The following is an 18,353-nucleotide window of genomic DNA, read 5'->3' as shown; positions in this document are numbered from 1 at the left end:
CTGTTTCCCGAGAATCATGATTTACGGCTCCTACGGTGACCCCTGGGGTCATCCTGAGTATGGACTAGATGCTATTTCATGCTGCGACAACGGAACAAATTTGTTTCTTATCCAGCGAGTTGGAAAGCTACATTGACAACACCTTCCCAATCGATCGGGTGACCCGATGCATCGGTGGCGGGTTGAAAGCGGGTGGCCTGTACAGCGTGGATGGCAGAGTCGCCGAGGCCGTGGCCGAGATCGCTGGTGACGCCCAGAACCTGAACAGCACCAGAAGATGAGACGCGGAGCCTAACCGAGACGACGCCTTCGATATGAAGGCTGCGCGCCTCAGCGGTGTACTCTGGCTTGGGTTTGAAGAGAACCTTGGGTGCAGCCTTAGCTGTTGGGGCAGCTGGGCCGCCGGGCTTCGGCATCGGTGGAGGAGTGTTTTGGCCGAGGTTGACGACACCGGCCGAGCGGCCTGGGGCGTTCATCGGTCCAGTGCCACCGGTGACTCCAAGCTTTACGCCAACAACGCCGGCTGAGGCGTTATCTCTGCCATGCATGTTTTGACTGCCGGCTGAGCCGGAACCAAGATTGACAACTGTTGACTGCGCTCCCATGCCGTTATTCGAAGCTGGCATGCCGGACATTCCCTTGTTGCCAAGGTTGATAGAAGTTGTTGAAGGACGATTCGATGGTGCTATGGGATTGGTCTGCGAACCCAGTGCGACGGCAGTGGGATGAGGGGAGTTGTTGACCAACGCAGCGGGCTGGGCCTGGGCGAGGCTGACGACCTTAGGAGCCGGCGGAGGCTGAACCAGCTTGGGAGGCGCCGGAAGAACGACTGGCATCGGTTGCGCCATCTTGATCTCAGGCGGTTTCGGAACATCCGGCAACTTTACATCGGGCAACTTGATTTTTGGCGGCTCAACCTTGACCACCGGAGTGGGAGGAAGTTTTGGTGGCTTGATCTTGATCGGCGGGGGCTCATCGGGCTTCTTCATCGGAATCGGCTCGGTCAGCTCGGTAAGCTTGTGCCGCGTGTCGATCGTCTTCTTTGCGGCGGCGCCGATGATGATGGCACAAAGCGCAAGAAGGACGTTGAGAGCAATGGAGGTAAAGAGCGAGGACTTGCTCTGGTTGCCGTCGTTCAGGACGCCGAAGTGTGCGAACTGCATATTCTGCGGTGTGGGATCATCACTGCGAAGCGGCTTTGCCATAAAAGTCCTTGAAGTGCCTCGTGTCGAGGGCGGGAGAGTTACACCAGTACCGTCATGGAAACAGAACCGGTGTGAAGGAGGAATAACTCCGAGGTGCTATGCCGGAGCGCCATAGGGTGATTCGAACCTGTGGTCTTTTGACTCAATGCAAAATTTCAATATCACCAAGGGAAGTTTGGAACGCTGCGTCGGCCCGACTTAAGAGACGCAAACGACAAAGGAAAAGGTTGTAGCAGGCGCCGTGCTTTGGGGAGGTGTCGTGTTTTTCTGGGCCGGGGCTCTGCTCTTCTCTTACTGCAAGTATAGTGCCGTAAGCGTAAGTGATTGACACTGGCACTTTTGTGGTATCCAAGAAGGGTACGAGGAGACAATTAATGAGGATTCTGATAACGGGCGGAGCAGGCTATATCGGCGGTACGGTGTCGCGGATTCTGCTGGCTCAAGGCCATGCCATCACGGTGTTCGATAACCTTTGCCACAGCAAGCGTTCGGCAGTTGCTGAAAACGCCACGTTTATCGAGGGCGATATAGCGGATCGGCCTTTGATCGAAGCGACCCTTCGTGAGGGCCGCTTCGATGGTGTGATGAACTTTGCCGCGTTGATCGAAGCGGGCGAGAGCATGAAGCGCCCGGAGATCTATTTCAGGAACAACACGGCGGCAACCTTGACCCTGCTGGAGGCGATGCTGGCTACGGGGCATGATCGGTTGGTCTTCAGTTCTACTGCTGCCTGCTATGGGGAGCCAGAGAAGACACCAATCCTCGAGGATGCCAAGCTGCAGCCAACCAATCCTTACGGTGAGAGTAAGCTGCTTGTGGAACATATGCTTCGGTGGATGAACCTCATCCATGGGTTTAAGTATGCAAGCTTGCGCTACTTCAACGTCGCCGGAGCCATTGAGGGTTACGGAGAGGCGCATGAGCCTGAGTCGCACCTGATTCCGCTGATCCTGGATGTGGCGCTGGGGAGGCGGTCGAATATTAAAATCTTTGGCCGTGACTACCCAACCCAGGATGGAACCTGCATCCGGGATTACATCCATGTACGTGACCTGGCCGAAGCTCACCTTCTGGCTCTCCAGGCGCTCAGCGACACAAGGAATCGGCTGATCTACAACATCGGCAACGGACAGGGATTCAGCGTTCGTGAAGTTATTGAGTCGGCACGACGTGTTACGGGAAGGCCCATTGCTGTGGAGGAGTGTGATCGCAGGCCTGGCGATCCTGCGGTCCTCGTGGCGGGTTCGGCGAAGATTAAAGCCGAATTGGGATGGACGCCCAGGTTCGCAGAGCTGGATCAGATTATGGCCAGCGCCTGGGAGTGGCACCAGAAACGTTATGCGTAACAATGTTTCGAATGGAACGGCGGGCGTGGAGTGGCGCCCCGCCGATCCGTTTCTGATCTTGCGAGGGTTTGAAGGAGAACATTTTGATCGAGAGCATGTTTCATCTACATCTGCCGCTGCTGGAGAAGATTCTCCGACCAGTCATCGTCTACCTCTTTCTCATCGGCTTTTTGAGATTATTTGGCAAGCGGGAGCTGGCACAGCTGAACCCGTTCGATCTGGTGGTGCTGCTGAGTCTTTCAAACACTGTGCAGAACGCGATGATTGGCGATGACAACTCTGTGTCCGGTGGCGTGATCGGGGCGCTTTCGCTGCTGACTATCAATTGGCTGCTGACAAGACTTCTGTTCAACATGCCAAGGCTGAACAAAGCCTTCGAGGGCTCCGCGTCGGTGTTGATCCGTCACGGAGTCGTCGATTGGGAGGAGGCCAAGCGTGAGGCGCTTACGGAGCTTGAGCTGCGATCGGTTCTTCATAAGCAGGGATTCAACGACTTCAGTGAGGTGGAGAAGTGCGTTCTTGAACCGAACGGAAACTTCTATCTCGAAGGGATTAAGTCGATGAGTGACGACGCTCAACGAGCGGAGTTGAGAAGATCGATCGAAGAGCTGCATCTCGAGGTTAAACAGATGCGTACCGAACTGGCGGCGCGGGGGCGTTGCCGATTTGAGTTAAGGGTTTGCTGAGTTCTTCTCAAGGGCTTTTGTGTAGCGTTCCGGTGGGATCGGAAGCTGGGAGTCGCGTACGGCGGCCCGGTATCCTCCCAGGTAAATCGAGTACATCACTGCAAGCGCACAACCCACCCCGAAAGCGAAGCCAAGAAAGAAGCCGATCAACGATGGCCAGTAAAAATTCACGATAACTGGAGTCTACAGCGGCCAGCCATTTACAGTTCAGTACAAACCAACGTTCCGGAGAGTGGGTCTCGGCGTCAGCCTGCGTGACTTGGGTCGCTAAGGGGATGGTGTAGTGATGCTCGAGTTACTTTGCTGGAGCAGTGGGCGCAGGCGTGGCGGTTGCAAAGATCTTCAGGGCGTTTTTGACCGTGTAATCGAGGCCCCACGCTGTGGGGAGGATGACGATGATCCATGCCGCCGCAATGAGCAGGGGCGAGGACTTTTTGATGTCGATGGAATCTGCCATGAGAGGACTCCTGAGTCTGGGAGTGGGGCGGAGGCGAAGGCCTCCGCCGGATGAGGTTAGTGAGCAGCACCTTCTGCCACGACGACGTTCTGGTCTTTCAGCCAGTACTTCTCAGCGACTGGCCGCACCATCAGGTTTGCCAGAAAGCCGACGACGAGCAGGCCGCACATGATGTGCAGGATCAACGGATAGGCTTCCTGTTTGTTCATGTGATTTTCGACGTAGTGGTCGAGGATGCCGTTGACGATGAGCGGACCGATGATTCCGGCAGCCGACCAGGCGGTGAGCAGACGTCCGTGGATAGCGGAGACGTTGAAGCCGCCGAAGAGATCCTTCAGGTAAGCCGGGATGGTGGCGAAGCCTCCGCCGTACATCGAAATGACCAGCGCGGCGATAGCGACAAAGAGCGGAATTGAGTTGATCTTGTCCTGCCGGGAGAAAGGAAGAAAGAAGTAGAGGATGGCCCCGAGCACGAAGAAGGTGAAGTAGGTTCCCTTGCGCCCGATGAAGTCCGAGACCGAAGCCCATAGAAAACGGCCGGCCATGTTGAAGATGCTGAGAATTCCTACGAAACCGACGGCGGCTGCGGGGCTGATCTGACCTTTGAAGAGGTCCTGAATCATGGGAGCTGCCTGCTCCAGGATACCGATGCCTGCGGTTACGTTGACGAACAACATCACCCAGAGCAGCCAGAATTGCGGCGTCTTCCATGCCTCTGTGACGGCAACGTTGTGGCTCGAGATCAGCGCAGAGTGATTGACCCTGGGAACCCAGCCCTCAGGCTTCCACCCAGTAGGCGGGACGCGTATCGTGAAGACGCCGAACATCATGAAGAGGAAGTAGAGGATGCCCATCGTGACCATGGTGTAGGGAATCGACGGCTGCCCAGTTGCCTTGAAGTGAGCCATCAAATTGTTGGCAAGAGGTCCGCCGATCATCGCGCCGCCGCCAAAACCCATAATGGCGAGGCCAGTGGCCAGGCCCGGACGGTCGGGGAACCATTTGATCAGCGTGGATACTGGGGAGATATATCCCAGTCCAAGCCCTATTCCACCGACGACGCCATATCCGAGATAGATCAGAGCGAGTTGATGCGTGCTGGCTCCAAGCGAGGCGATGACGAAGCCTGCGCCGAAGCAGATTGCGGCGTAGAACATCGCGCGACGGGGACCGGCCTTTTCAAGCCACGCTCCGAAGAGTGCAGCCGAGATGCCCAGGAAGGCGATCGCGATCGAGAAGATATAGCCGACCTCTTTGAGATTCCAGGCGGACCCGTCAGCTGCATGCAAGGCAAGGAGGGGATTCTTGAAGACGGAAAAGGAGTAAACCTGTCCGATGGAGAGATGGATTGCAAGGGCTGCGGGTGGGACCAGCCAGCGGCTATATCCTGCGGGGGCTATAGAGTGGTCACGGTCGAGAAAAGCCAGGGCCATTGAGAACCTCAGGAGTTGATAGGTCGTACATCGTCGAACAGAAGACAGCGGGAGGCTGATCGTTTCATGGAATATCTAGATGCGCAAACCACCATACATGATTCGGACGGCACGGGTGTCACCTAAATGTAACGGCAGGTTGCTCGGGTTGAGTTGTATAGGGTACCTTCACCTTGCTGGGTGAAATCACGGAGGGTTGTGCGGGAGATGTCTGAAGAGAGTACGGATCTGGATTCAAGTCTGCGAGAGAATCGTGTATTTCCTCCTCCGTCGGAGTTTGCAGCGAAGGCTCACGTGAAGAGTCTGGAGCAGTACGAGGCCATGTACCGGCACAGCGTGGATCATCCGGAGGAGTTCTGGGCCGAAGCCGCTCACGAGCTCGAATGGTTCTCGCCCTGGACGAAGGTGATGGACGGCGAAGCGGCGCATGCAAAATGGTTTGTCGGGGGCAAGCTGAACCTGTCGCACAACTGTGTCGATCGTCACGCGCTGGGAGCCCGCAAGGATAAAGTGGCTCTGCTTTGGGAAGGCGAGCCTGGGGAGGTTCGCAGGGTGACCTTCGGGGAGTTGCACGAGCAGGTTCAGCGCTTCGCAAATGTGTTGAAGTCGCTGGGTATCAGGCGCGGCGACCGGGTTGCGATCTATATGGGGATGGCACCCGAACTGGCAATTGCGCTGCTCGCCTGCGCGCGAATCGGTGCGGTGCATTCTGTGATATTTGGCGGCTTTGCGGCCCACGCTATCTCGGATCGTGTCAACGACTCCAGCTGTGTCGCCATCATCACGCAGGACACGAGCTATCGCCGCGGTTCCGAGGTCCAGTTGAAAGCAATTGTTGACGAGGCGTTGGAGAAGTGTTCCACGGTCAAGCACGTTGTCGTCTTCCGGCGCTCGGGCTCGCCGGTAAAGATGCAGTCTGGTCGCGATCTATGGTGGCACGAGGAGATGGGAAAAGCTTCGGCGGAATGCCCTGCGGAATGGATGGACGCAGAAGATCCGCTGTATCTCCTCTATACCTCTGGAACCACCGGCAAGCCGAAAGGTCTGCTGCACACTACGGGCGGCTACGCTGTGCAGACTTATCTCACCAGCAAATACGTCTTCGATCTCCGCGATGAGGATGTGTACTGGTGCACCGCCGACATTGGCTGGGTTACCGGCCACAGCTACGTCGTCTATGGTCCGCTTCTGAACGGCGCCACCGTGATGATGTACGAAGGAGCGCCCAACTGGCCGGAGTGCGATCGCTTCTGGAAGATTATCGACGACCACAAGGTGACCGTCTTTTACACTGCTCCCACGGCGATCCGGGCCTTCACAAAATGGGGGAACGAATGGGTGGAGAAGCACTCGCTCGCTTCGCTGCGCCTGCTGGGCACGGTGGGCGAACCGATCAATCCCGAGACATGGATGTGGTATCACCGCGAGATCGGCAAGGAGCGCTGCCCCATCGTTGACACTTACTGGCAGACCGAAACCGGTGCCATCATGGTTGCGCCAGTTCCGGGCGCTGTGGCTACCAAGCCAGGCTCCGCCACAAGACCCTTTTTTGGAATTGTTCCCGAAGTGGTTACAAAAGAAGGCAAGCCTGTTCCCGATGGCCACGGGGGACTTCTGGTTATACGCAAGCCCTGGCCTTCCATGGCTCGCACGATCTATGGCGACCAGGCCCGCTACGAGGCGGCTTATTGGAGCGAGCTTCCAGGGAGCTATTTCACCGGAGACGGCGCGCGGCGCGATGCGGACGGCTACTTCTGGCTGATGGGACGCGTCGACGATGTCATCAACGTTAGCGGTCACCGGCTCGGGACGATGGAGGTAGAGTCAGCGCTCGTCGCGCACCCCAAGGTTGCAGAGGCGGCAGCCGTCGGCAGGCCCCATGAGATGAAGGGGCAGGCGATTGCGGTATTTGTGACGCTTGAAGGTGGCCACGAACCCAGTGAGGATCTGCGGCAGGAGTTGCGGCAGTGGGTCGCGAAAGAGATAGGCGCGCTCGCCCGGCCGGACGATCTAACCTTCACCCAGGCTCTGCCGAAGACACGCAGCGGAAAGATTATGCGGCGGCTGTTACGCGAACTCGCGACTACAGGAGAGGTGAAGGGCGATACCACTACGCTTGAAGACTTCACCGTGATCGCCAAGCTGCGCGAGGGCGATGAGTGAAGGGTTTCTAGCGCAGGTTCGTGCTGGGTTTGGTGGGTAGCGTGAAGTGGAAGATGGTGCCCTGGTCGGGCGCGCTGGTGGCCCAGATGCGTCCGCCGTGTTGATTGATGATGCTGCGACAGATTGCGAGGCCAAGCCCTGTACCGCCCATAGCGCGGGAGTCCGAGGCATCGCCTTGCTGAAAGCGGTCGAAGATGTGTTCGAGCTTATCGGCAGGAATGCCCCGGCCCTGATCGCGAACCTCGATCAGCGCTTCATTCTCGTCGAGATTGCGCGCCGTCAGGTGAATTTCGCTGCCCTCCGGGGAGAACTTGATTGCGTTTGAGATGAGATTGTTCAGCGTCTGCAGAATGCGGTCGGGATCGGCCCAGACGTTGACGCCATGGGCGGCGAAGAAGATGCGGATGTTCGGACGGGGAGACCGCGTCTGCTGGATGCCGGCGGCTCGCCGCAGCAGATCTTCCGCGCTGCACATGGTCGAATGCAGCTCTGTTTTGCCGCTGCTGATGCGCTCCAGATCGAGAATATCGTTTACCAGCCGCACCAGCCGGTCAGAGTTACTGATGGCTATCTCGAGCATCTGCTGGGTCTTCTCCGGGCGATTGGTGAGTGCGCCTCCGGCAAGCAGACCAAGCGCCCCACGCAGCGAGGTTAGCGGCGTGCGAAGCTCGTGGGAGACTGTGGAGATGAACTCATCTTTCATGCGGTCGAGGGCGCGGCGCTCGGTCGTATCGGTGAACGCAACAACGACACCGAGTGCCTTGAGGCCGTTCGAATCGGGGGACTGCGAGTCGATCTGTGGTCTTGCGACATACTCCACCGGGAAGCAGCTGCCATCTTTGCGCCAGAAGATCTCGTTCGAGATGCGCACGGTAGCGAAGTTGGTAAGGCTCTTGCGGATGGGTGAGTCGGCAGAGGCGTAGGGTGTCCCGTCTGCTCGGGTGTGGTGGATCAGTTGATGCATGTTGCGGCCCAGCATCTCCTCCTGTTTGTAGCCGAGCATCTGGGCCGCGGCGGAGTTTACGACCGTTACCTTGCCCTCGAGATCGATGCCGTAGATGCCGTCCCCCACCGACTCGAGGATGGAATCGGATTGCCGCGTGAGGGTTCGAAGCCTGCCTTCGGCGCGAACCTGCTCGCTGATGTCCACACCGAAGCCGAGAACGTACGGCGCACGTCCGGGCACGACGATCAGCTTGTTCCGGTACGCGACCACCCGCATGTCTCCGTCGCTGTGGGAGAGATGGAGAAGGCCCTGTGCTTCGCCGGTCTCGCCTATTTTTTCAGGTAGGCGGGCAACGTAGCTTTTTTCTCCGGCACGATGAATTCGTCGAGATTGTGACCGGTCATCTCCTCAACGGTACGACCCAAGGTCTCGGCGCCGTGGGTGTTGATCGACAGCAGAGTGCCGCGGAGGTCGTGGGTGCAGACCATACCCAGCGAACCTTCGACGAGTTGGCGGTAGCGGGCTTCACTCTCGCGCAACGTGGCTTCGGCAGCGCGTTGCGTCGTCACATCGATGCCGGTTGCGATGATGAACGCGACCTGTCCCTGCGTATCGGTCAATGCAGTCGCCGACCAGGCGATACGACGTATGCTGCCGTCACGGTTGAGCCATTGATTCTCGTAGGCAGCAGGGAAGTGACCGGAGCGTAGACGCTCGAAGGTCTCGATAGCTTCGGGAATCTCCTGCCGCGGAATAAGCTTGTCCCACGCATAGCGGCCGACCAGGGTAGGGAAGTCGTAACCTGATGCGTTTTCGCAGGCGCGGTTGAAACGGACGATGCGCCCGGCAGGATCGAACACGGCGACCAGTGCGCCGACGGTGTCCAGGACTGCAGAGACAAAGTTTCGTTCCACGGTGAGAGCGGACTCGACGCGTTGGCGTGAGCGAGCCGCGCGGTCCATCTGTCGGATGCGACCGTTGAGTTCCAGCCGCGTAATTACCTGGCGGCTCAGGACGCTGAGCGCTGAGGACTGAGCTGGAGTCAGCGTGCGGGGATGGCGATCCAGGACGAGCAATGCGCCGATGGTTACACCGCCGGGAGTCGTCAAGGGAGCGCCCGCATAATACCGGTACAGGCGGCCTTCGAGCAGGATTCCATCTGGGGCGTATTCGGGATCGCTGCGTGCGTCGAAGATCTCATAGACGGTGTCGCCAAGGATGGTCGTTTCGCAGGGCAGGCTGCCAAGCGCGACGTCAGGCGAGTCGATGCCGAAACGCGAGCGTAGCCAGATGCGATCCGAACCGATCAACGAGATTGCTGCGACCGGCGTGTCACATATTTGGGCAGCCAGGTTTGTCAGGTCATCCAGAATGGGGTCGGGCGCAGAGTTGAGGACCTCGTATTGATTGAGGGCCTCGATTCGCAGCGCTTCGTCTTTGACCAGGAGAGCGTTCATTTCAACAGTTCAATCGTAGGTTATGTGCAAATGGTTGCGCACTCCTACTTTTGTTGCAGCAATGGTTTACGGCTTTGGAAGGGTGCAACACTCCCCGGTTGCGGGCGGTTCATCCGCACTCGCGTCCAGGGCTACCTTCCACGTGCCGTTGGGTAACTTCTTCCATACGGTGAAGTATCGGCCCGAGATCACCACGGGTTCACCATTTTTATCTTTACTACGACCCTCATAGTGACCCCAGGTAAATCCCATGTCGTTCGAAGGGCCCATCTGGGCACCTTGCGGAGTCCAGCTAAGCTGATAGGTCTTTGGGTCCCATTGGGCCTGTGCAGCGATAGCGGTGCGACCAAGAATTGCGGGCTTGCCGTTGTTGAGAATAACTCCGTCGTCTGCGAACCAGCTGCCAAAGGCCTTGCCTCCGCCTTCGGTGACCGCCTGCGAGAAGCGGCCCTCCAACTCCAGCAAAACCAGGGCGCCGGGCGTAAGTGCCGGCTGAGAGAGCGGATTAGAGATGATTCCGGGATTCTGTGCAAAAGCGTCGTAGCCGGATGCGGCAACGGTCCCGGATCCGGTACCGCTCTGGGCGATCAGTGGAGTGGAAGCGATAGCGCAATACAATATGCTCTTGAGGGTTACGCGATGCATAGTGAGTATGCTATCAGCGCTCGAAGATGATCTGTAAAGCATTGGCTTTCTGTTGAAGACTGATATTCTTCGCACCTGATGTTAAAGACGAACTTTCAGCACATTCTGTTGCTTGCGGCGGCGATTTTACTCTCTGTCGGAGTTTCGCTGGGCCTGATCCACGGACCCGAAGTTCACCATGCCGCAGTCGCTTTGCGGTGCGTCGCGATCGTCCTTTTGGCTTTCTTTGCGTTCCGGCGCAGGTCCCTGACACCGTGGATTTTTGTCGCGATGGTGGCGGGGGCCGAGCTGGGATTTGATGCGCCGATGCTGGCGACCAGCCTTCGCGTCTTCAGCGATATCTTTTTGCGCCTCATCAAGACCATCGTCGCGCCACTGATTCTGGCGACGCTTGTGACGGGCATCGCTGGCCACGGCGAGCTCAAGAGCGTGGGCCGGATGGGGATCAAGAGCCTGATCTACTTTGAAGTCGTCACCACCCTGGCGCTTGTCATTGGCCTCGCGGCGATCAACCTCAGTCATGCCGGAGTTGGCCTCTCTCTGCCGCCGGCTTCTTCCAGCGAGACGATAACCTCGCCGCCCCCGACTCACTGGCAGGATTTTCTCCTTCACATCTTCCCGGAGAATATCGCTAAGTCCGTCGCTGAAGGGCAGATCCTCCAGGTGGCTGTCTTCGCGGTCTTTTTCGGGATCGCGCTGGCCAGCTTGGAGGAGAAAAAGCGTACTCCGGTTTTACGCCTGTTCGAGAGTTTCAGCGAAGTCATGTTCAAATTCACCAACGTTGTCATGTACTTCGCCCCCGTTGGCGTAGGCGCAGCGATGGCCTTCACAGTCGGCCAGATGGGCCCTGGAGTGTTGGTGAATTTAGGCAAACTGCTCTTGACGCTGTATGGCGCGTTAGTAGGTTTCGGCCTTCTCGTTTTGCTGCCGGCAGCACTGCTCTTCGGTGTCCCCGTGCGTCGATTCCTCGCGGCGGTTGCAGAGCCTGCAACAATCGCATTTGCTACCTCCACCAGTGAGGCGGCCCTTCCACGCGCTATGGAGGCAATGGAGGCTCTGGGCGTCCCGCGCCGGATTGTCGCGTTTGTCATCCCAGCGGGCTACAGCTTCAACCTCGACGGTTCCACCCTGTATCTTGCGGTTGCAAGCATCTTTGTAGCGCAGGCGGCTGGAGTTCATTTGTCGCTTGGCCAGCAACTTCTGATGATGATGACTCTTATGTTGACCAGCAAAGGAGTCGCTGGCGTTCCGCGCGCAACATTGGTCATTCTGCTCGCGACTGCGGCAACCTTCCATCTGCCCACCGAGCCGATCTTCGTTATTCTCGGCATCGACGCGTTGGCTGATATGGCGCGCACGACCGTCAATGTTGTTGGCAACTGCCTTGCCAGTGTCGTAGTCGCGAAGTGGGAGGGCGAGTTTGGCGCTGAGCCGATTTCGCCAGTGGTTCTGGCAGGTATGGCCGAGTGACACAACCTGATTTCAAAGCAACATAGCAGATGCCAGAGCACCTGCTACCTTGTACAGACTGCATCTCTGCCACGATTACATCGCCGGAGGGTGATGGGGATCGATGTGTTCCTTGTCGACTGCCTTTTTGGAGGTTGTCGGTCTGGACTTCACCGCTCCATTCGGGTTCACCGAGTCGCGCAGTTCCTTCGACGGCTTGAAGAAGGGAACCCGCTTAGCCGGAACATCGACCTTGGCCCCAGTCTTCGGGTTGCGGCCCGTCCGGGCATTTCGTTGGCGGGTCCGGAAGCTTCCGAATCCGCGAATCTCGATCTTGTCACCGGTTTTAAAGCTCCGATGACAGCGTCGAAGAGGGTATCGACGATAACCTCCCCGTCACGTCGGGTCAGGTCTCCAAGAGCGGTCACTTTATCAACAAGGTCAGCTTTAGTCATAGTGGGTTCCTTTCGTACTGGGGGAGGGCGATAGGGCCGGGTGAAAGCAAGCCGTTGTTGTTGATTGTAGACGGGATGGAGGCTAAAAGGTTATGTAAGAAGTCAAAAGAATGAACGCATGGGGCATTGCCTCCTAAGATGCAAAATCCGTCCCCCTGGTCAGCGGATCAACAAAAAGAGCCCCATTCTTTCGGGGCTCTGTCGTGTTTTGGCAGCGGTTTGGTGCGGTAACTACTGAAGGACCGTACCTTACTTCCACATGAAGTAAAAACCGGGAGCATGGTTCAGCATCTGGCTCGGGTTCGGGAACAGGTCTTCGCCGTCGTCGGTAAGGAGGGCGAATAGCCCTCTTTATTTTTTGCGGGGCGCACCACATTTGGTTCTCCGGAGATTCCCGCTTCCTTGGCCGTCTCCATCAGAGCTGTTCGGTAGCCGCCGACTTTATCGATCAGGCCTAACGAAAGCGATTGCTGCCCCGTCCACACCTGGCCGGTCGCCAGAGGTTTGATCTTGTCGTCTGAGGTATGGCGCCCTGTCGCGACGTCATGCACAAACTGCGTGTACATGTTATCGACCAGCGACTGAAAGTATGCCTCTTCTTTAGGCGTCAGATCGCGGCTCGGGTCGCCCGCGTCCTTCAACTCTCCGGCGTGGATGACTACGTTTTTCAACCTGGCCCATCGCAGCAGGTCACCGTAGTTGGTCCACTCCATGATCACCCCAATTGATCCGACAACGGAGGCATCGTTCGCATAAATCCTGTCGCAGGCGCTGGCGATGTAATAGGCACCTGAAGCGCCTACCGATTCGATTGAGGCGACGACCTTCTTATGGCTTTCCTGCCGCACCCGCAGGACCTCGTGGTAGATCTCCTGCGAGGCAGCCGCGCCACCACCTGGCGAGTTGATATGAAGAAGTATGGCCTTTACCGACGAGTCATCCCCAAACTTGCGGAGCTGGCTATCGATGGTTTCAGGAGACAGAATCGCACCGGAGATGTCGATCACGGCGATGCTGTCCGACGCTAATCCCAAGCCGGCCGAATTTCCAATGACCGAACGCGCCGTGAACCAGACCATGAACGTGACGAGGAGAAACACTGCGGCCAGAGAACCAGCAATGATCCCGATGTAAAACCATGCAGAGCGTTGGCGCGGGGGCGGGAAGCCCTGACGTTGCGGATAAGGATAAGGCGGAGTTTGGGCGTAGGGAAACGATGGCGGTGGTGGTGGAGGCGGTGGAGGTGTTGGAAAGTCTTCCGGCATGCTGTGGAGTTTAGCAGGAGCCCCGATTGCGGTGCATAGTCGAGGCTCGACCATGGATCGAAAAGAGATATGCAGACAAAGTGAAAAATAGAGCCGAACGGAGCGGTCTATGCGTCAAACATTGCAGTATGATAAATCCCGACACCCTCCGTCTATCTCTTTAGAATCATAGAAGAAAGAAAATCTGGCGATCGTTATGGCACATCCACAGTTGAGCATTGTAATTCCGGCATACAACGAGAGCGCACGTATTGAACATGCGCTGGATCGGGTGCTGTCGTGTGTCGCGGAGCGGGGTGGGATGCCGAGGTCCTGGTCGTCGACGACGGTTCGATCGACGACACCGCCGCCATCGTGGAGAGTTGGATGACACAGCATCCGCGGCTACATCTCGTGAAGAACCCGGGGAATCGCGGCAAAGGCTACTCGGTGCGCAACGGCCTTCTACAGGCCGCAGGCGACATTGTCATGTTCACCGACGCCGATCTTTCTTCTCCTATGGAGGAAGCTGAACGGCTCATCGCCGCACTGAACGACGGAGCGGATGTGGCAATCGGCTCCCGCTGGATGGACCGCACCCGGCAGACGATCCACCAGCCGCTCTACCGGCAGTTCTTCGGTCGGTGTTTCAACTGGGTCACCCGAACCGTTATGGGCCTGCCATTCAAAGATACTCAGTGCGGTTTCAAGGCGTTCAAGCGCTCTGCAGCGCAGGTCATCTTTCGCCTGCAAACCATCGAACGCTGGGGCTTTGACCCGGAGATCCTCTTCATCGCCCGCAAGTTGAAGTATGTCGTCCGCGAGGTTCCGGTCACATGGGGCCATGACGAACGCAGCCGTATGAGCTACCTGAGGGACGGGATCAAGATGCTTGAGGACATGGCACGCATTCGCGGAAATTTCATGGCTGGCCGGTATGACAAGGCCATCGCGGCTATGAAGGATACGAGTGCAATGGTGACTCCACAGGTAGAGCAGGTCGTCAAGTCAGCAGCGCTGAAGTCCGCTAACCGCTTGTGAGTGCTTGTATCGCGCCAATACTCTTTGAGACGGACATCGTAGAGAGGAAGAATGCGATCGCTCCTGATCATTGAGCGGGCCTCAATTGCAGTCTATTATGAACCCTGTTTGGAGACTGCTTTGCGAGCTTTCTTGATCAGGTTGCGGGCTTCGCCGGCATCCTTACAACCGAGGAGCTTGTATTTCTTGCCCTCAAGTTTGTGATAGTTGACGAAGAAGTCCTCCAGCTCATCTAGAAACTGCTTGGGCAGGTCTGACAGCTTTCGAATGTTCGTGTAGATATGGTTTGCCTCAGCCACAGCAAGTAATCTGTCATTCCGCACCTTCTTCTTGCCGTCTAACTGCTCACCTTCGATCACACCGATCAAAATCGCGTGGACAGCACAGCCGGCGAAAGCGGGTTCGTCCATCAACAGGAGGACGTCGATCGGATCTCCGTCGTCCGCAATGGTCCGAGGCAAGAAGCCGAAGTCATAGGGAAACACCATTCCCGCAGGCAATACTTTTTTCAGGGCAAAGATCCCCTGCTCGGGATCAAATGCAAACTTATTCCGGCTACCTTTAGGCGATTCCACGATCACCTGAAGCACCCCGTCCTGTTTGCTTACAGGTTTCAACTTTGTTGGATCGACGAGCGATTTCATTTTCTCCCTCACTCTTCTCTAAAACCGAATGACCACATCGCAACCTGGAGGATGTGCAGACACGTTCTCCGGTTCCAAATGGTGCAACATGATGTGAGAGGAAACGACCGGTTAAAGTTGCATATTCTGGAATTTGATACGAAGGGCATTCCGAGTGATCGACTTTTCCCGTTCAGATCTCACAGGGAAAGGTTCGTTGTTTTCAATCGTCTTCCGAGATGCTCCCAGGTCTCGTTCGGCATGGGATTCCCGTACGTAGAGATCGAATTCTTGGTAACGAACGAATAGGTCTTCATCCATGGCCAAAGGATCCCGCGAATGTTTACGAGAGGAGATCCGCGCTCTTCCGTCAGGCATCTGGTCAAATCGATCCGTGATCCCACCGCCTGCCTGCGAAACCCCGTCACACTCGGGTGAACCGCAAGATCTGGGATTCTGCATCGGATCTCAGTCTTCCGGATGTTAGTCGCGGCCTAAACTATTTCTCGTTTTTTCCGATGGAAGGATACTTCTTCTTCACTGCGCGCCTAACCTTAGTTTTTTCTGCTGGGGTCCCGAACTGGGAGACCCGTGACAAAGCATTTTTAGCGTGGGCCTCATTTTCTATCGGATACTTCTTTTTGTCAGGTTCTGCAAAAGATTTTGTAGGCAATTCTTTCCGGGCAGCAGTTGAGAGTTTCGCCATTTGTGTCCTCATTTCTCATTTGAAGTCGGATATCCGTCGGCCTTACAGTTGACCATTCCCCCGGGTTCGAAAACGTTTTTCCATCCCCATTCACTTGTTTGACTCAGGCCTATGCTTCAACCTGTTTGGTTGCTGTAGGCTCGGATCGGGTTGTGTTCTTATGCATTCCGCAGCCTCGGGGCAACCTCGGCGTCCGTCGCCACCGTAGGGCAAGAGAGTGTTTCCCAATATTTAGAAGCTGCCGTGAGCATCGGCTTTGTCGTCCGGCGGCGATCGGTTGATACCTGCAAGTTCGGTTGTCAGTACTAATCCGGATCCACTATTGAATTGAGAATGCCTCAATAGGAGTGGACAATGATCCCTGGTGTGCGGAATATGCGTTTGCTTTAGGATGTTAGAGCCTTGAGAATCTGGACTGAGCCGACAAAACATGCATGAAGAAGCTCCAACAGCCCGAGTAAACCACCTGATTGCGGGGCATAGTGAGATGGCCGCGCGAATTCGCGCTTACAACTGGTCACGGACCTCCCTGGGGCCGATTGAAGACTGGTCTGAAACCCTGCTGGCCACCGTCAATCTCATGTTGCAGTCGCCCTTTCCGACAATTTTGTCCTGGGGGCCGGAGATGGTGTTTCTTTACAACGACGCAGCGATTTCGACTCTGACCGCAAAGCATCCAAACGCTCTCGGCGGCCTCTATTGTGACGTCTTCCGTGAGGCGTGGGACCTGGTGAGCGCCGATCTCGAAGCGTGTCTGTACCGGGGTCAGACGGCAGTCCGGGACAACATGTTCATACCAATCCTCCTCAACGGCGTATTGGAGGACCGGTATTTCAGTTATTCCTTGATTCCCGTATATGAGAACGGAAGAATCGGAGGAGTTTACGACGCTTTTCGCAACATGACCGAGACCGTAAGGGGAGCCCGCAGACTTCGTGAAAGTGAAACTCAGCTGAAGCTGGCGACCGAGGTTGCGAAGCTGGGGGTCTTTGTCTGGGACACCGTGGCAGACAAAGCAAGTTGGGAAAATGACCGCATGTACGAGATCTTCGGGCGCACGCGCGACCAGGGTCCAGTCAACGGCGCCGCTTTGGTGAACGAGATCGTTCATTCCGACTATCGGGACGCCTTCCGAGAAGCCCTTGAAAACACTCTGCAAAAGGGCGATCCGTTCCGCTTTAAAGGTCTGATATATTGCCCCGACGGTGCCCCTCGATGGATTGAGATCAACGGGAATCTTCAACCCGAAACGGATGGCTCAAGAGGCAAGATCATCGGCACGATCCGCGATATTACTGAACTCCGAAAGACCGAAGAGGAACTGCGAGAGAGTACGAAACGTCTTGGCGAGTTAGCGGCGATCGTCTCATCCTCGGACGATGTAATTGTGAGCAAAGACCTGAACGGCATCATCACCAGTTGGAACGATGCTGCAACACGTGTCTTCGGCTACTCCCCGGACGAGATGATCGGGGCTTCGATCCTCAAGCTGATTCCGGAGCACCTTCACTCGGACGAAAAGACGATCATCGAAAATATTCGCGCTGGGCGACGGATCGAGCACTTCGAAACGGTCCGGCTCGCAAAGAACGGAAGCCTCATAGAAGTATCGCTTACCGTCTCGCCAATCAAGGACGAACAGGGCCGGGTGATTGGAGCATCCAAGATTCTTCGTGATGTCTCAAGCCGCCGGCGAATCGAGCAAACTCTGCTACAGGCGGAGAAGATCGCGGCAACCGGGCGCATGGCTGCGACGATTGCGCATGAGATCAATAATCCGCTTGAAGCGGTGATGAACCTGCTCTATCTGCTGCGGCCAAAGATCACGGACGACGACGGGCGCGAGTTCCTGGCGACCGCGGAAGACGAGCTTGGACGCGTGTCGCATATCGCCAAACAAACACTTGGGTACTATCGTGAGCACGCTGCGGCGAGCTTAGCGTCTGTCAGTGAGATCGCAGAGCATGCGCTCACCATCTACCAACCGCGCTGTACTGCTGCCGGCATCACGGTCAGGAGATCAATCGGTCCTTCGACAAAGATCGTGCTTCGCCGAGGCGAGATGATGCAAGTGATCTCTAACCTGATCGCGAACTCGATCTACGCCATGCCCTCTGGTGGAACTCTCTCAGTTTCCGTTTGCGAGGCCACTGGTGCGGATGCTGGCATTGTCCTGACGATTGAGGATGATGGCGTCGGAATCGCACCGGAGGATTTGCCGAAGGTTTTTGACGCCTTCTTCACCACGCGAACTACCGTCGGCACCGGAATCGGACTATTCGTCGCGAAGCAATTCATCGTGGGGCACGGAGGCCGGATCGGCATCGAGAGCGACAACGGATCGAACAAGCACGGCACGGCTGTCAGGGTTTTCCTGCCATTCCATACCGCTTACGCATGATCGCTTCTGATAAGCAGCTCATACCAACGATGCAGCAAACACAAGCTCGTAATGGTGGATGGGCTGGCCTTCGCAACCTCTGATCGAAAAGCGAGC

At 56.7% G+C, this 18,353-nt stretch carries 14 protein-coding genes and 2 pseudogenes; 6 read left to right on the top strand and 10 right to left on the bottom strand.

What is annotated here, in order from left to right:
• Nucleotides 1-107: 107 nt before the first annotated feature.
• On the bottom strand, nt 108-1,205 hold the full coding sequence (locus RBB80_RS26405) for a TonB family protein (protein ID WP_433965238.1): 1,098 nt from the start codon (nt 1,203-1,205) through the stop codon (nt 108-110).
• 374 nt (nt 1,206-1,579) lie between these two features.
• Between RBB80_RS26405 and galE the strand changes: the two genes are divergently transcribed.
• Nucleotides 1,580-2,551: a UDP-glucose 4-epimerase GalE gene (galE, locus tag RBB80_RS26400; RefSeq protein WP_433965237.1), complete on the top strand. Its 972-nt coding sequence runs from the start codon at nt 1,580-1,582 to the stop codon at nt 2,549-2,551.
• 83 nt (nt 2,552-2,634) lie between these two features.
• Nucleotides 2,635-3,237: a DUF421 domain-containing protein gene (locus RBB80_RS26395; protein ID WP_433965236.1), complete on the top strand. Its 603-nt coding sequence runs from the start codon at nt 2,635-2,637 to the stop codon at nt 3,235-3,237.
• 295 nt (nt 3,238-3,532) lie between these two features.
• Here the strand turns inward: RBB80_RS26395 and RBB80_RS26390 are convergent, their stop codons facing one another.
• A complete protein-coding gene (locus tag RBB80_RS26390; protein ID WP_433965235.1) occupies nt 3,533-3,694 on the bottom strand; it encodes an MFS transporter small subunit in 162 nt (53 codons plus the stop codon).
• A gap of 56 nt (nt 3,695-3,750) precedes the next feature.
• On the bottom strand, nt 3,751-5,127 hold the full coding sequence (locus RBB80_RS26385; protein ID WP_433965234.1) for an L-lactate MFS transporter: 1,377 nt from the start codon (nt 5,125-5,127) through the stop codon (nt 3,751-3,753).
• A 207-nt stretch (nt 5,128-5,334) separates the two neighbouring features.
• Between RBB80_RS26385 and acs the strand changes: the two genes are divergently transcribed.
• On the top strand, nt 5,335-7,290 hold the full coding sequence (gene acs, locus RBB80_RS26380; protein ID WP_433965233.1) for an acetate--CoA ligase: 1,956 nt from the start codon (nt 5,335-5,337) through the stop codon (nt 7,288-7,290).
• 7 nt (nt 7,291-7,297) lie between these two features.
• Here acs and RBB80_RS26375 read toward each other — a convergent pair whose 3' ends face one another.
• The 3 genes from RBB80_RS26375 to RBB80_RS26365 form a co-directional block, all read right to left on the bottom strand.
• Complete coding sequence (locus RBB80_RS26375; protein WP_433965232.1) at nt 7,298-8,512, bottom strand: PAS domain-containing sensor histidine kinase; 1,215 nt, start codon at nt 8,510-8,512, stop codon at nt 7,298-7,300.
• Nucleotides 8,513-8,565: 53 nt separating this feature from the next.
• Nucleotides 8,566-9,693 (bottom strand): PAS domain S-box protein, encoded by a 1,128-nt coding sequence (locus tag RBB80_RS26370; RefSeq protein WP_433965231.1) that lies wholly within the window; start codon nt 9,691-9,693, stop codon nt 8,566-8,568.
• Nucleotides 9,694-9,759: 66 nt separating this feature from the next.
• On the bottom strand, nt 9,760-10,311 hold the full coding sequence (locus RBB80_RS26365) for a YybH family protein (RefSeq protein ID WP_433965230.1): 552 nt from the start codon (nt 10,309-10,311) through the stop codon (nt 9,760-9,762).
• 105 nt (nt 10,312-10,416) lie between these two features.
• On the opposite strand from RBB80_RS26365, the gene RBB80_RS26360 reads away from it, so the two are divergent.
• Nucleotides 10,417-11,808: a dicarboxylate/amino acid:cation symporter gene (locus tag RBB80_RS26360; RefSeq protein WP_433965229.1), complete on the top strand. Its 1,392-nt coding sequence runs from the start codon at nt 10,417-10,419 to the stop codon at nt 11,806-11,808.
• A 75-nt stretch (nt 11,809-11,883) separates the two neighbouring features.
• On the opposite strand, the pseudogene RBB80_RS26355 reads toward RBB80_RS26360, so the two are convergent.
• A pseudogene (locus RBB80_RS26355) lies at nt 11,884-12,242 on the bottom strand (HU family DNA-binding protein).
• A 284-nt stretch (nt 12,243-12,526) separates the two neighbouring features.
• Nucleotides 12,527-13,507: a signal peptide peptidase SppA gene (gene sppA / locus RBB80_RS26350; protein WP_433965228.1), complete on the bottom strand. Its 981-nt coding sequence runs from the start codon at nt 13,505-13,507 to the stop codon at nt 12,527-12,529.
• Nucleotides 13,508-13,703: 196 nt separating this feature from the next.
• Between sppA and RBB80_RS26345 the strand changes: the two are divergent.
• Nucleotides 13,704-14,527 (top strand): annotated as a pseudogene (locus RBB80_RS26345) (dolichyl-phosphate beta-glucosyltransferase).
• 95 nt (nt 14,528-14,622) lie between these two features.
• Here RBB80_RS26345 and RBB80_RS26340 read toward each other — a convergent pair.
• Together RBB80_RS26340 and RBB80_RS26335 are read right to left on the bottom strand one after the other, a co-directional pair.
• Complete coding sequence (locus RBB80_RS26340) at nt 14,623-15,171, bottom strand: inorganic diphosphatase (protein ID WP_433965227.1); 549 nt, start codon at nt 15,169-15,171, stop codon at nt 14,623-14,625.
• A 478-nt stretch (nt 15,172-15,649) separates the two neighbouring features.
• A complete protein-coding gene (locus tag RBB80_RS26335; protein ID WP_433965226.1) occupies nt 15,650-15,856 on the bottom strand; it encodes a DUF6582 domain-containing protein in 207 nt (68 codons plus the stop codon).
• 430 nt (nt 15,857-16,286) lie between these two features.
• Here RBB80_RS26335 and RBB80_RS26330 point away from each other — a divergent pair, with 430 nt between their 5' ends.
• Nucleotides 16,287-18,257, top strand: a complete 1,971-nt coding sequence (locus RBB80_RS26330; RefSeq protein ID WP_433965225.1) for a PAS domain-containing sensor histidine kinase — start codon at nt 16,287-16,289, stop codon at nt 18,255-18,257.
• Nucleotides 18,258-18,353: the final 96 nt, after the last annotated feature.

The organism is Tunturiibacter gelidiferens (genome assembly GCF_051013345.1).
In the GTDB taxonomy this organism is placed as follows: Bacteria; Acidobacteriota; Terriglobia; order Terriglobales; family Acidobacteriaceae; genus Edaphobacter; species Edaphobacter gelidiferens_A.
This window is presented reverse-complemented; position numbering and strand designations above follow the sequence as displayed.